The organism is Bradyrhizobium sp. USDA 4504, from assembly GCF_054063995.1.
Map to the genome: position 1 here is coordinate 6,466,903 of NZ_JBSSGV010000001.1, position 13,024 is coordinate 6,479,926.

General features: G+C 65.2%; 14 protein-coding genes. 1 reads left to right on the forward strand and 13 read right to left on the reverse strand.

The features are described from left to right. Positions 1 to 114 precede the first annotated feature (114 nt). Complete coding sequence (locus ACVMB1_RS30415; protein WP_076830977.1) at positions 115 to 627, forward strand: GcrA family cell cycle regulator; 513 nt, start codon at positions 115 to 117, stop codon at positions 625 to 627. Positions 628 to 867: 240 nt separating this feature from the next. On the opposite strand, the gene phoB is transcribed toward ACVMB1_RS30415, so the two are convergent. From phoB to ACVMB1_RS30480, 13 genes are all read right to left on the reverse strand, one after another. Further along, the gene (phoB, locus tag ACVMB1_RS30420) at positions 868 to 1,578 is read right to left on the reverse strand and encodes a phosphate regulon transcriptional regulator PhoB (RefSeq protein ID WP_016844067.1); all 711 of its coding nucleotides are present in this window, start codon (positions 1,576 to 1,578) and stop codon (positions 868 to 870) included. A gap of 145 nt (positions 1,579 to 1,723) precedes the next feature. Beyond that, entirely contained in the window at positions 1,724 to 2,440 is a 717-nt protein-coding gene (phoU, locus tag ACVMB1_RS30425) for a phosphate signaling complex protein PhoU (RefSeq protein ID WP_016844066.1), read from the reverse strand. Between the two features lie 106 nt (positions 2,441 to 2,546). Next, positions 2,547 to 3,365: a phosphate ABC transporter ATP-binding protein PstB gene (gene pstB / locus ACVMB1_RS30430; protein ID WP_076830980.1), complete on the reverse strand. Its 819-nt coding sequence runs from the start codon at positions 3,363 to 3,365 to the stop codon at positions 2,547 to 2,549. Continuing rightward, complete coding sequence (pstA, locus tag ACVMB1_RS30435; RefSeq protein ID WP_050386784.1) at positions 3,362 to 4,207, reverse strand: phosphate ABC transporter permease PstA; 846 nt, start codon at positions 4,205 to 4,207, stop codon at positions 3,362 to 3,364. Before pstA ends, pstB begins: the two co-directional genes overlap by 4 nt. A 4-nt stretch (positions 4,208 to 4,211) precedes the next feature. Further along, a complete protein-coding gene (gene pstC, locus ACVMB1_RS30440) occupies positions 4,212 to 5,201 on the reverse strand; it encodes a phosphate ABC transporter permease subunit PstC (protein ID WP_076830982.1) in 990 nt (329 codons plus the stop codon). Positions 5,202 to 5,430: 229 nt separating this feature from the next. After that, entirely contained in the window at positions 5,431 to 6,441 is a 1,011-nt protein-coding gene (gene pstS / locus ACVMB1_RS30445) for a phosphate ABC transporter substrate-binding protein PstS (RefSeq protein ID WP_076830985.1), read from the reverse strand. A 135-nt stretch (positions 6,442 to 6,576) separates the two neighbouring features. Continuing rightward, positions 6,577 to 7,890 (reverse strand): ATP-binding protein, encoded by a 1,314-nt coding sequence (locus ACVMB1_RS30450; protein ID WP_057019526.1) that lies wholly within the window; start codon positions 7,888 to 7,890, stop codon positions 6,577 to 6,579. A gap of 84 nt (positions 7,891 to 7,974) precedes the next feature. After that, positions 7,975 to 9,030 (reverse strand): putative bifunctional lysylphosphatidylglycerol flippase/synthetase, encoded by a 1,056-nt coding sequence (locus ACVMB1_RS30455; RefSeq protein WP_026192163.1) that lies wholly within the window; start codon positions 9,028 to 9,030, stop codon positions 7,975 to 7,977. A 331-nt stretch (positions 9,031 to 9,361) separates the two neighbouring features. Then, a complete protein-coding gene (locus ACVMB1_RS30460; protein ID WP_141339764.1) occupies positions 9,362 to 9,589 on the reverse strand; it encodes a SelT/SelW/SelH family protein in 228 nt (75 codons plus the stop codon). 18 nt (positions 9,590 to 9,607) lie between these two features. Further along, complete coding sequence (locus tag ACVMB1_RS30465; protein WP_141339765.1) at positions 9,608 to 10,516, reverse strand: haloalkane dehalogenase; 909 nt, start codon at positions 10,514 to 10,516, stop codon at positions 9,608 to 9,610. Continuing rightward, positions 10,513 to 11,103, reverse strand: coding sequence for a TetR/AcrR family transcriptional regulator (locus tag ACVMB1_RS30470; RefSeq protein ID WP_141339766.1), 591 nt, complete (start codon positions 11,101 to 11,103; stop codon positions 10,513 to 10,515). The genes ACVMB1_RS30465 and ACVMB1_RS30470 overlap by 4 nt, the downstream gene beginning before the upstream one ends. Positions 11,104 to 11,211: 108 nt before the next feature. Continuing rightward, a complete protein-coding gene (locus ACVMB1_RS30475) occupies positions 11,212 to 11,508 on the reverse strand; it encodes a hypothetical protein (protein ID WP_057019456.1) in 297 nt (98 codons plus the stop codon). Between the two features lie 2 nt (positions 11,509 to 11,510). Then, complete coding sequence (locus ACVMB1_RS30480) at positions 11,511 to 12,905, reverse strand: OmpA family protein (protein ID WP_141339767.1); 1,395 nt, start codon at positions 12,903 to 12,905, stop codon at positions 11,511 to 11,513. Positions 12,906 to 13,024: the final 119 nt, after the last annotated feature.

The window sequence follows — 13,024 nt, forward strand, 5'->3', positions numbered from 1 at the left end:
CGCAACACCGTGCCCGGCGAGGGCTAAGGGATTCTGGCCGCAGGGATATTTGTCCAGATTGGCTCGCAGCGCCGCTCCAATGATTGGCCGGCGCTACGCGAAGGGAAGAATGCGATGACTGTATTGACCTGGTCCGACGATCGCGTCGAGCAGCTGAAGAAGCTCTGGGAGTCCGGCCTGTCGGCCAGCCAGATCGCGGCGGAACTTGGCAATGTGACGCGAAACGCCGTGATCGGCAAAGTGCATCGGCTCGGCCTCTCCGGCCGCGCCAAGGCACCCTCCACGGCCGCGCCGCGGCAGCGCAAGGCCCGCCCCGCCCAGCACATGATGCGGGTGGCGCGCCCGGTCTCGCGCGGCAACACCGCGCTGGCGCACGCCTTCGAGGCCGAGATGGAGCCCGATCCGATCTCCTACGACAATGTGGTGCCGATGAGCCAGCGGCTGTCGCTGCTCGAGCTCAACGAGGCCACCTGTCACTGGCCGGTCGGCGATCCCTCGAGCCCGGAATTCTTCTTCTGCGGCGGCAAAGCGCTCGGCGGCCTGCCCTATTGCGCGCATCACTCGCGCGTCGCCTACCAGCCCGCCGCCGATCGCCGCCGGCCGTCGGCGAAACCGCAGATCAAGTGAGCACTCGGGAAAACGACGGAAGACCTCAAAGACAAATCCCCGCGAAAGCGGGGATTTTTTTGTGTGACCCAGCCCGGCTATATCACCAGCGTCGTCCCGGCGCAGGCCGGGACCCATAACCACGAATGGGTGTTGTTAGAAAGCCGTCTGGCCGCGTGCCGATTGCGCTGGCCGCAGCGTATGGGTCCCGGGTTTCGCCGGGACGACGCCGTGTTGCGGTTTATGAATGCCGCATGGCCGTTACGGCTGCGGCTCGGCCTTGGCAAAGCGGTCGTCGAGCGCGTAGCCGGCGCCGCGCACAGTGCGGATCGGATCCTGCTCGCGGCCCGGATTGAGCAGCTTGCGCAGGCGGCCGATATGCACGTCGACGGTGCGCTCATCGATGTAGATGTCGCGGCCCCAGACGCTGTCGAGCAATTGCTCGCGGCTGAACACGCGGCCGGGATGCTCAAGGAAGAATTCGAGCAGGCGATACTCGGTCGGCCCGAGATCGATCGGACGGCCCGAGCGCGCCACGCGGCGCTTCTCGCGGTCGAGCTCGATGTCGCCGTAGGTCAGCACGGTCGCAAGCCGCTCCGGGCTGGCGCGGCGCAACAGGCCCTTCACCCGCGCCAGCAGCTCCGGCACCGAGAACGGCTTGACGATGTAATCGTCCGCGCCGGTGGCAAGCCCGCGCACGCGCTCGCTTTCCTCGCCGCGCGCGGTCAGCATGATGATCGGAAGCTGCTTGGTCTCGGGCCGCGCCCGCAGGCGGCGGCACAGTTCGATGCCGGACAGGCCCGGCAGCATCCAGTCCAGCACCACGAGGTCGGGAACGCGCTCCTTCAGCCTTGTATCCGCATCGTCGCCGCGCCCCACCGTCTCGACATCGTAGCCTTCCGCATCGAGATTGTAGCGCAACAGCGTCGTCAGCGCTTCCTCGTCTTCGACTACCAGAATGCGTGCGCTCATCGGTTTAAGTTCTTTCTCTGTGGTGATCCGTTGCCCAGACGCAAACCGAAACGCTTACTTCCTTGAGCATAGTCCCCGCGGAAACGATTTGTCGCGAGGATCATCCAGTTTCGCTCTTGCCGGTTCCGTGCTTGCCGATCATGCCTCAGTTGCCCGGCACCGTGGTGGCAAAAGTGGTCATGTCGCCCTTCGGGCGCTTGTCGGTGATCTGCTGGCCCTCGATCATGTAGAACACGGTCTCGGCGATATTGGTGGCGTGATCGCCGATCCGCTCGATGTTCTTGGCGCAGAACATCAGATGGATGCAGAACGAGATGTTGCGCGGATCTTCCATCATGTAGGTGAGCAGTTCGCGGAACAGCGAGGTGCAGATCGCATCGACCTCCTCGTCGCCCTTCCAGACGTTCATCGCCGCCGGCAGGTCGTGCGCGGCATAGGCGTCGAGCACCGACTTGACCTGCGACAGCACGAGGTCGGTCATGTGCTCGAGGCCGCGGATCAGCTTCAGCGGCTGGAAATCGCTCTCCAGCGCCGCGACGCGCTTGCCCATGTTCTTGGCGAGGTCGCCGATCCGCTCGAGGTCGGTGGCGACGCGCATCGCGCTGACGATCTCACGCAGATCGATCGCCATCGGCTGGCGGCGGGCGATCGTCAGCACCGCCCGCTCTTCGATGTTGCGCTGCAGATTGTCGATCTCGATGTCGGCGGCGACCACGCGCTTGCCGAGCGCGACGTCGCGACGGATCAGCGCGTCGACCGACTCGGTAATCATCCGTTCGACCAGGCCGCCCATCTCGGCGACCAGGCGAGTCAACTCCTGCAGGTCGCTGTCGAATGCCTTGGCGGTATGTTCAGAAGCCATCGCTTGTCTCCCTCAACCATGATCCCGGGGATCATGGTTTCGTGTCCTGAATTTTAGCATGACCTGATCGGAAAACCGGTTTCCACTTTTCCGGATCATGCGCCGGTCAACCGAACCGGCCGGTGATGTAGTCCTGGGTGCGCCGATCGCTCGGTGAGGTGAATATCTTGTTGGTGTCGTCGAACTCGATCAGCTCGCCGAGATACATGAAGGCGGTCTTATCGGAGACGCGCGCCGCCTGCTGCATGTTGTGGGTGACGATCGCGATCGTGTAGTCCTCGGAGAGCTCCTGGATCAGCTCCTCGACCTTGGCGGTCGAGATCGGGTCGAGCGCCGAGCACGGCTCGTCGAACAGGATCACCTCGGGACGCACCGCCACGGTGCGCGCGATGCACAGGCGCTGCTGCTGGCCGCCGGAGAGCGACAGGCCGGAGGCGTTCAGCTTGTCCTTGACCTCGTTCCACAGCGCGCCGCCGCGCAGCGCCTTCTCGACCCGGTCGTCCATCTCGGACTTCGAGATCTTCTCATAGAGGCGGATGCCGAAGGCGATGTTCTCGTAGATCGTCATCGGGAACGGCGTCGGCTTCTGGAACACCATGCCGACCCGCGCGCGCAGCAAGTTGAGGTCGAGCTTGGGGTCGAGAATGTTGGTCTGGTCCAGCATCAGCTGGCCGACCGCGCGCTGACCCGGATACAGGTCGTACATCCGGTTGAAAATGCGCAGCAGGGTCGACTTGCCGCAGCCGGACGGGCCGATGAACGCCGTGACGCGGTTGGTGCCGAGCGCCAGGTTGATGTTCTTCAGCGCGTGGTGCTCGCCGTAATAGAAGTTGAGGTTGCGCACCGTGACTTTCGGCGGCGCTTCCGGCAGCGGAACCTGGGGAATGTGGCCTGCGGCAGTCGTGGAGACGGAAAGCTCGGTCATTTTGCGGCCCTTTCGGCACCAAGGATACGCGCGCCGATATTCAACGCGAGCACGGTGAATGTGATGAGCAGCGCGCCGCTCCACGCCAGCTCTTTCCAGTAGGCGTAGGGGCTCTGCACGAAGTTGTTGATGGTCACTGGCAGGTTGGCCATCGTCTTGGTCAGATCCAGGCTGAAGAACTGGTTCGACAGCGCGGTGAACAGCAGCGGCGCGGTCTCGCCGGCGACGCGGGCGGTCGCCAGCAGCACACCGGTGATCAGACCCGATCGCGCGGCACGATAAGCGATCCGCTTGATCACCAGCGAACGCGGCAGGCCGAGCGCGGAGGCGGCCTCGCGCAGCGGATTGGGCACCAAGAGCAGCATGTCCTCGGTGGTGCGCAGCACGACCGGGATCACGATCACCGCGAGCGCAAGGCTGCCTGCGATCGCCGAGAAGCCGCGCATCGGCACCACCACCGCACCATAGATGAACAGGCCGATGATGATCGAGGGCGCGCTGAGCAGGATGTCGTTGATGAAGCGGATCACCGAGGTCAGCTTGTCGTGCTTGCCGTATTCGGCGAGGTAGGTGCCGGCGAACAGGCCAAGCGGCGCGCCGATGCCGACGCCGATCACGGTCATGATGACCGAGCCGACGATGGCGTTGAGCAAGCCGCCTTCGGTCGAGCCGGGCGGCGGCGTGTTCTGGGTGAACAGCTGCACGCTGAGGCCGGCAAGGCCGTTATAGAGCAGCGTGATCAGGATCAGCGCCAGCCAGGTAACGCCGAACAGCGCCGCGCCGACACAGAGTGCGCGGATGACGATGTCGCTGCGGCGGCGGGATTTGTAGATCGGGTTCATGGCGTTACTTCCCCGCCTTCTTTTCAAGCCGCATCAGCATCAGCCGCGCGCCGGCGAGCACGAAGAAGGTCAGCACGAACAACAGCAGGCCGAGCAGGATCAGGCCGGACTGGTGCAGGCCGTCGCTCTCGGCGAATTCGCTGGCGATCGCCGCCGAGATCGTGGTGCCCGGCGCGAAGATCGACGACGAGATCCGGAACGAGTTGCCGATGATGAAGGTCACCGCCATGGTCTCGCCGAGGGCGCGGCCGAGCGCCAGCATGATGCCGCCGATCACGCCGACGCGGGTGTAGGGGATCACGACGCTGCGGACGACTTCCCAGGTGGTGCAGCCCATGCCGTAGGCGGCCTCTTTCAGCACCGGCGGCACGGTCTTGAACACGTCGACCGAGATCGCGGTGATGAAGGGCAGCACCATGATCGCAAGGATCAGCGCGGCGTTGAACAGGCTGAGATAGGACGGCGGGCCTGCGAACACCGCGCCCAGCACCGGGACGCCCTCGAAGATCCGGATCATGAAGGGCTGGAACGTGTTGGCCAGGAACGGGCCGAGCACGAAGAAGCCCCACATGCCGTAGATGATCGAGGGGATGCCGGCGAGCAGCTCGATCGCGATGCCGATCGGGCGGCGCAGCATTTGCGGGCAGAGCTCGGTGAGGAACACGGCGATGCCGATGCCGACCGGAATGGCGATCAGCATCGCGATGACCGAGGTGATCAGGGTGCCGTAGATCGGGCCGAGCGCGCCGAGCACCGGCGGATCGGCCGAGGGTGCCCAGCGCTGCGTCCAGAGGAAGGCGATGCCGTATTCCTTCATCGCCGGCCAGGCGCCGACGATCAGCGACAGGATGATGCCGCCGAGGATCAACAGAACCGAAATCGCCGAGATGCGGGTGATCCAATAGAAGGTGAGGTCACCGAGCTTGAAGGCGCTGAGGGCCTTGGCGCGATCGTAAGGTCCCGCGGCTTCCATCACATCGCTCTGAACAGCCATGTCTGCCACGCCAATCCCCTCTTTAGTATGCAAAAGCCACGCAAACCGCTACGCCCCGAAGCGATCTTCACTGACGCATTTGGCCGGGCGCCGTCGTTCCAGCCACGCCCCTTGAGGCGCGAACCCCGGCCTCGATCCCGCGCTTGTTGCCGCAGTGATGGAGACCGGGTCTTGGTCGCTCGACCTGTGCCGCGATCGAGTCGGCACAGGCCCTGTCGCAGCGTCGGACTTAGCTCTTGATGTCCGACGACCAGGTCTTCTCGATCAGCTTGACGACCGAGTCCGGCATCGGGATGTAGTCGAGCTCTTCGGCCGCCTTGTCGCCCTTCTCGAAGGCGTACTTGAAGAACTTGAGCGCTTCCTGCGAGGCCGCCTTGTCGGTCGAGTCCTTGTGCATCAGGATGAAGGTCGCCGCGGTGATCGGCCAGGAGGCTTCGCCCGGCTGGTCGGTCAGGATCACGTAGTAGCCGGGAGCCTTGGCCCAGTCGGCATTCGAGGCGGCAGCCTGGAAGGCAGCCATGGTCGGCTGCACGGTCTTGCCGGCCTTGTTGACCAGCCCGGTGTAGGTCAGCTTGTTCTGCTTGGCGTAGGCATACTCGACATAGCCGATAGCGTTCTTGGTCTGGCTGATGTTGCCGGCAACGCCTTCGTTGCCCTTGGCGCCGACGCCGACCGGCCATTCGACCGCGGTGCCGGAACCGACCTTGGACTTCCAGTCGGCGTTCGACTTGGAGAGATAGTCGGTGAAGTTGAAGGTGGTGCCCGAACCGTCCGAACGGCGCACGACGGTGATGGCATCGCCCGGCAGGGTCAGCTTCGGATTGAGCTTGGCGATCGCCGCGTCATTCCACTTGGTGATCTTGCCGAGATAGATGTCGCCGAGCACTTCGCCCGACAGGATCAGGTCACCCGGCTTGATGCCTTCGAGGTTCACGACCGGGACGATCGCGCCCATCACCATCGGCCACTGGACGAGGCCGTCCTTCTCGAGTTGCTCGTGCTTGAGCGGCGCGTCGGTGGCGCCGAAGGTCACGGTCTTGGCCTGGATCTGCTTGATGCCGGCGCCGGAGCCGATCGACTGGTAGTTCAGACCGTTGCCGGTCTCCTTCTTGTAGGCGTCAGCCCACTTCGAATAGATCGGGAACGGAAACGTCGCGCCCGCGCCGGTAATATCGGCAGCGAAGGCCGACGTCGAAGCGGCGATCACGCCGGCTGCGACGATTGCTTTGATGAAATTCATGGGTGGTCTCCATCCAGTGAGCGAAGCGCCGAATGCGCCCGATCGCGCTCACGCCGGTCCATCTAGGAGCGGTCGGTGCTGCTTTTACGAAGGTTGGATGACAGTTGGATGACAGTACTAAGCTTCTGAAAACGCTTAGCTTTGAGTTGGTAACGGGGTCTTCGGCCGGGGAAAACAGGCGGTAAAAGTGGCCCCGTTCTTCGGCACGCTCTCGATCAAAAGACGCCCGCGATGACGGTTAAGAATATGTTTCACCAACGATAATCCGAGGCCCGTTCCGCCCTGGTTGCGGCTGTCGCCGACGTCGACCCGGTAGAAGCGCTCGGTCAGCCGCGGCAGGTGCTCGGGGGCGATGCCGGGGCCGAAATCCCGTACCATGACACGGATTTCGGGGGCCCCTTCGCCCGATGCACCCGAAACGGCCTGATTCAGCGACACTATGACGCGCCCCCCTGAGGCGCCGTATTTGAGGGCATTCTCGATCAGGTTCTCGAACAGGCGGAGCAGTTCCTCGCGGTCGCCGGCGATCATGACCGGAGCCTGAGGCAGGTCGACCTCGATCTCGACCTGGCGCTCGCTGGCCAGTGCCTCGAGCCCGTCGGCGACCTGGCGGATGATCGGCACGATGTCGATCGAGGCCTCGGGCCGCACATGGGCCGACAACTCGACCCGCGACAGCGACAGCAAATCGTCGATCAGCCGCGCCATGCGGGTCGCCTGGGTGTGCATGATGCCGAGGAAGCGCTCCCGCGCCCGCGCGTCCTCGCGCGCCGGCCCCTGCAGCGTGTCGATGAAGCCGGACAAGGCGGCGAGCGGCGTGCGCAGCTCGTGGCTGGCATTGGCGACGAAGTCGGCTCGCATCTCCTCGACCCGGCGCAGCGGCGTCAGGTCGTGGAAGGTCATCAGCATGCACTTCTCGGTGCCGCCGAACTGGGTCGGCACCGGCACCGGCGTGATCACCAGTTCCATCCAGCGATCGACCGGAACGTGGTCGGTGTAGGTGGCGCGGCGTGGCTCGGTGGTCGCGATCGCCTCGCGCAGCGCGGTGATGATCTCCGGCGAGCGCAGGGCAAATTGCGCCAGTTCGTTCTTGCGCAGCGCAGGCGCGAGCTGCGCCGCTGCGGCGTTGAGATGGATGACGCGGCCGGCGCGATCGAGCAATACGGCCGGATCCGGCATGCCGGCGACGACCGCGCTGACGGCGGCGGCCTCGACCGGATTGACGCCGCGGACATCCTCGCGCGAGGTTCCGGCATCATGCAGCCGCCACGGCACCAGCGCCGCGGCCGCGATGCAGACGAACACGGCGCAGGCGCGCACCAGCGACAATTCGCCGAGCGCGACCACCACGCTCAAGGCCAGCGCTGCGGCAAGCAGGATCAGCGCGGAGTGGCGCAACCGGTCGGGCCAGGGCGAGAAGATGGAGGAATGCGAATCGTCAATTGCCATCGCGGCGGCTTTCATCCCGTCGGTTCATGTCTCGCCCAGGCGCGGTCATAGCGACCTTCCCTCGGGAGGCATCGGGCCGCTTCATCAGACCCCGGAGTCACCGCGCTTGCGAACCAGAACCGCCTCATGGTGCGGCTCGGCGCGGGGACCCGAATCAGCCTGCGGCAGCCGTTTGAGTCGGGCGCCGACAATAACCTCCCGAAACGTCAGCAAGATTACAGATATGACGAACGGCGCAATATAGTAGAGCAGCCGGAACAGCAGCATACCGCCGAGCAGGTCCTCGCGGTCCATCTGCCAGAGGCCGACCAGCATAGCGGCGTCGAACACCCCGAGGCCGCCGGGGGAGTGGCTGGCGAAGCCGAGCAGGGTCGCCGACACGAAGATGACGGCGACCACGACGAAGCCGAGATTTGGCTCGTCCGGCACCAGCACGTACATCGCCAGCGCGCAGAAGCCGAGGTCGAGGATGCCGATCGCGATCTGCAGCAGCGTCAGCGGGCCGCCCGGCAGGGTCACCGTCCAGGGGCCGCGGCCGACCACCCGCGGCTGGGTCCAGACCCAGACCACATAGGCGACCAGCGCGGTGATGATCGCGAATGCCAGCGCCCGGTTGAGCCAGGGCGGCAGCTGGTCGATGTTGGCGGCCGCCTCCGGGTGGTAGGCGATGCCGAGCCCGAGCACCGCGGCATTGCCGAGCCAGAAGGTGAGCCCGGCAAGAAAGCAGATCTTGGCGACGTCGATCGCATTCAACCCCCACGCCGAATAGATCCGGTAGCGCACCGCGCCGCCGGTGAAGACGCTGGCGCCGACATTGTGGCCGATCGAATAGGAGGTGAAGGCCGCGAGCGCGTTGATGCGATAGGGCACATGGGCGTGGCCGATCGCGCGCACCGCGAACAGATCGTAGAAGGTCAACGTGAAGTAGCCCGCCGCGACGAACAGTCCCGCCAGGGCAATCTGCCGCGGCTCGGTGCTCTTGATGGCCTCGAGCACCTCGTTGGTGTCGATGCCGCGCAGCATGTGATAAAGGACGTAGCAGGCGATGCCGATGACGGCGATGCTGATGACAACACCCAGCCGATGCAGGATTTGCTTCTGGCGCAGAAACGCCATCGCCCTGCGTATTGCTTCCAGCATCTAGACCTCGAATTGCGATCCCGCGACGACGGCTCCCGGGCGATCTCCGCCGGCGCTTCGCTGTGCCCTGGCCCGTGTAGCGCGTTTTAAACCGGAGTGGAATTCGTCAAAAGACAATAAAACGCGCATCTTCAAGATATTACGGATGATTCATGACAGCGGGTGCACAAATATGCGCGTTTCCCGCCGCCTTCGACAAGACTTGACATGCGCGTGCGGCAGTTAGCCCGCCGAACGGTCCGCAAGGCCATCCGGAAAACTACGGTGAAGTACCGGCACGGCCGAATAGAGAATGATCTTCCGTACCCGCCGGGAGGCGCTCCGCCGATCATCAATCCCGCGCGGCCGTGACCGCGGCGACGATCTCGGCGGCATCGGGAAAATGTCCCTTCGTGCGCCTGGCGACAACCTCGTCGCCGAGCTTGACCTGGAAGATGCCGCCCTTGCCGGGGATCAGCGTCGCATCGACGCTGAGGCGCTCGCGCAACAGCGCCGCGGCCTCTTTGGCACGCTTCTCATAGCCGCACGGCCGGCAATAGGTGATGGAGACATTCCTCATGTCACGCGCTCCGTGCCCTCATGCGGCATGGCGCTGCGCGGAGGCGGCCTCGACGCCGGCGATCCAGCCGGCCACAGAACGGCCGATCGCCTCCGGATGATCCTCCTGCAGATAGTGCGCGCCCGCACCGAGTTGAATGACCGCGCAATGCTTGAGCGTCTTGGCGAATTCGGCGGCAAAGGCCGGTGACACCAGCGCCCCGGGCGTCGCCGCGAACAGCAGCTTCGGATAGGTCGATGCCGCGAGCGCCGCATGCGCCACCGTGAGCGCCTCGGCGACATCGGCCGGCTCGCCGGCGATCGGCAGCTCGCGCGGCAGCATCAAGGTCGGCTTGCGGCTCTCTCGCGTCGCAAACGGCGCGCGGTAGGCAGCCATCTCCTCGTCGCTGAGCGTGCGCAGGATCGAGCCGGGCAGCACGCGTTCGACGAACGCATTGTTGTCGAGGATCATCGCTTCGCCCTCGCCCGGCGTGCGGAATTTCCGGAACGTCTCCCGCGCGGCGTCGTGCTGGTGGAAGTCCGACCAATCGCGCATCGGGCGGATGAACTCCATGAAGGCGAGCCCGCGCACCAGTTGCGGACGGCGTGCCGCGAGGTGGAAGGCGAGCGCCGTGCCCCAATCCTGGGCGACGAGATAGGCCGAGGCAATGCCCAGCTCGTCGATCAGCGCATCGAGATAGTCCGCCTGGTCGAAGAAGCGATAGCCGATGTCGGGTTTGCCGGACTGGCCGTAGCCGATCAGGTCGGGCGCGATGCAGTGCCCGACGGGGGCGACCAGCGGCATGATGTTGCGCCAGATGTAGGACGACGTCGGATTGCCGTGCAGGAACAGCACGTGCGGCGCGTCGCTACGGCCGGTCTCGCGATAGGCCATCGTAGACCCAAGCACGGCGCGATGATGCAGGCTGATATCGGGGGATCTGGTCATGGCAACTCCTTGAACACGGTTTGGAATGCGATCGTCTTGAAACGCGTCAGCGCCGCTTCGCTGCGTTCGACCTTCATGCGCAGCATCGCGCCCTGCCAGGATGCGAGCAGGAAATCGGCCAGCTGATCGGGATCGAAGTCGGAGGCGATCTCGCCGGTGGCCTGAGCCTCGGCGATGCAGGCCGCAAACGGCGCGCGCCATTCCCGGAAGATGTCGTCGAGCTGCTCGCGCAGCATCTCGCTCGAGCCCGACGCCTCGAGGCTGAAATCGCCGATCAGGCAGCCGCGGGTGAAGCCGTCATGCGCGAGCTTGCCGGTGATCAGATCGAGATAGCTCCTCAGCCTTTCGCGCGGCGTCAGCGTCGTGTCGCCCAGCGCTTCGGCAACGAGGCCGCGCACATAGACGAAGTAGCGGTCCAGCACCTCGGATGCGAACAGCTCCTTCGAGCGGAAATGGTTGGTGAAGGAGCCCTGCGGCGCGCCGGCGGCGGCGGTGACGTCGCGCACGCTGGTGCCGTGATAGCCGGTCCGGAACATTTCCGTCAGGCCGGCGTCGAGGATGGCATCGCGGAGAGAGGGTTTTGGCATGGACAGGATTTAATACGTACGTACGTATTGATGTCAAGCGCTAAAACGAATGCAGTTCACCCTGCGCTTGGCGACGCCGCTCAGGCCTGTCGGATCAGGGGATTGAGGTCAGCTCGCGGGCTTGCTGCGCGAAACCACCCAGTCGCGCAGCCAGGAGCCGATCGCGCAGCCGACGAGATAGAGCGCGAACATGACCAGGAAGAGATCGAGCCAGTAGCCGAACCGACCGGGCACGATCCGCGCGAACGACGCCGCCACCAGCGCGGCGGCGAGCAGCGCCAGCCAGCGCATCCAGACCTTCGAGACGCCCCGCGCCCGATGCACCACCGCGATCCAGCCCATGCAAAAGCCGAGCAGCGCCGCGCCGAGCAGCCAACCCCAGAAGAATGTCGCGAGCACGGTCATCGCTACTTCACCACGAATTCGATGCGGCGGTTCTGCGCCTTGCCGTCTTCACTCTCGTTGCCGGCCAGCGGCTGCGTGCTGCCATAGCCGATCGGCGTGAAACGGCTGGCAGGCAGCCCGGCGCGCACGAGGTAATCCACCACGGCCTGCGCGCGGCGTTCCGACAGTGCCTGGTTGGCGGCCTCCTCGCCGTCGCTGTCGGTATGGCCGGCGATCTCGATCGTCGCATTGGGGCAGCGCAACGCGGTCTCGATCAGGCGGTCGAGCAGGCCGGCGGAATCCGGCACGATGTCGGCCTTGCCGGACTCGAAGCGGATCTTGCCCTTCGAGAGAATTTCGGAAAACAGCTGCTGGCACACCGTGGGATCGACGGGGGCCGCCGCCGGCTTGACCGTGACCTCGGCCTTGTACTGCCAGCCCTGCGGAAAATCCTTGCCGAGCCCGTCGCGGATCTGGCCGGCGGCGGCATCGTAGAGCGCATCGCCCGACAGCTTCACCTCGCGGTCCGATACCACCAGCGTTCCGGTCGACAGCCGCGACAGCGCGCCGAGCGCGGGCCCCACCGCGGCCGCGAAACCCGACGGCGCGCCGATGCTGGCCTTGAGATTGTCGACCACTTTCTCGCTGAAGAACTTGCGGCCGGCGGCAGCGACCAGCGCGGCATGCACGTTGTTGTCGGGCACGTAGCCGGTCAGCGTCAGCGTCACCGCGACCGGGTCCTTGTAGGCCTGGAACACGTAGGGCGGCGCCTTGATGTCGTTGGCGGCGATCGAATAGCCTTCCGGCAGGTTCTTCAGCGCCGCGGCGACCGCTTCGCGTCCGCCGAGCTCGCGCGCCATGCCGGCGAGATTGACCTTGTTGTCGGTCAGCGTGATCTTGCCTTCCTTCAGCTTGCCGATCTGGTCGAGCAACAGCAGCGCCGCCGCGTCGAACCGCAACGGCGCGCCGCGGGCGAGCACCATCTGATCCACCACCTCGACGCCGCCGAGACTGGCCTTCGCGGCTTCGGTCAACTTGCCCTTGCTCGACGGCAGCGGCGCATTGCCGCCGAGCGTGACCCGCACGACGTCGCGTTCGGCGGACCAGACAAAGGGCTTGGCTTCGGGAACAAGGCGGGTCTCGTCGTTGACCAGCCGCACGCCGGGCACGGCTTCGACCGACGCCACCGCGCTGAGGCGGCCGTCTTCAGAGAAGGCGTTGGCCGCGAACGTCACATCGCGGCCCTCGACGCTGATGCGGCGCTTGTCGAGGACGGTGTCCTTCAGTGCGGCATTAGAGCGCGCGGCAAGGTCCGCTTCGACCGTTGTGGTGCTCGTCCAGGCCGCGATACCCCAAAGCACGACCAGTGGAATCACCCCAGGCCACCACTTGCTACTCCACTTGAAAAGTCCGTGCATTCAGCGTCCTGCGGGGTCGGGAACCAGAGAGAAAACAAACCCTTGGCTGACTGTCAAACCCCAAATGACGCGCCATGGCGGGGGCGCCATGTCGGACCGGGATAACAGTTTCTTCAGTG

Bases quoted from the DNA above. Each gene is read 5' to 3' on its own strand.
- pstB (WP_076830980.1), bottom strand. From the start codon at position 3,365: ATGACCGAGCTTTCCGTCTCCACGACTGCCGCAGGCCACATTCCCCAG.
- ACVMB1_RS30415 (WP_076830977.1), top strand. From the start codon at position 115: ATGACTGTATTGACCTGGTCCGACGATCGCGTCGAGCAGCTGAAGAAG.
- ACVMB1_RS30465 (WP_141339765.1), bottom strand. From the start codon at position 10,516: ATGACCAGATCCCCCGATATCAGCCTGCATCATCGCGCCGTGCTTGGG.
- ACVMB1_RS30460 (WP_141339764.1), bottom strand. From the start codon at position 9,589: ATGAGGAATGTCTCCATCACCTATTGCCGGCCGTGCGGCTATGAGAAG.
- phoB (WP_016844067.1), bottom strand. From the start codon at position 1,578: ATGAGCGCACGCATTCTGGTAGTCGAAGACGAGGAAGCGCTGACGACG.
- ACVMB1_RS30455 (WP_026192163.1), bottom strand. From the start codon at position 9,030: ATGCTGGAAGCAATACGCAGGGCGATGGCGTTTCTGCGCCAGAAGCAA.
- ACVMB1_RS30475 (WP_057019456.1), bottom strand. From the start codon at position 11,508: ATGACCGTGCTCGCGACATTCTTCTGGGGTTGGCTGCTCGGCGCGGCG.
- phoU (WP_016844066.1), bottom strand. From the start codon at position 2,440: ATGGCTTCTGAACATACCGCCAAGGCATTCGACAGCGACCTGCAGGAG.
- pstS (WP_076830985.1), bottom strand. From the start codon at position 6,441: ATGAATTTCATCAAAGCAATCGTCGCAGCCGGCGTGATCGCCGCTTCG.
- pstC (WP_076830982.1), bottom strand. From the start codon at position 5,201: ATGGCTGTTCAGAGCGATGTGATGGAAGCCGCGGGACCTTACGATCGC.
- ACVMB1_RS30450 (WP_057019526.1), bottom strand. From the start codon at position 7,890: ATGGCAATTGACGATTCGCATTCCTCCATCTTCTCGCCCTGGCCCGAC.
- pstA (WP_050386784.1), bottom strand. From the start codon at position 4,207: ATGAACCCGATCTACAAATCCCGCCGCCGCAGCGACATCGTCATCCGC.
- ACVMB1_RS30480 (WP_141339767.1), bottom strand. From the start codon at position 12,905: ATGCACGGACTTTTCAAGTGGAGTAGCAAGTGGTGGCCTGGGGTGATT.
- ACVMB1_RS30470 (WP_141339766.1), bottom strand. From the start codon at position 11,103: ATGCCAAAACCCTCTCTCCGCGATGCCATCCTCGACGCCGGCCTGACG.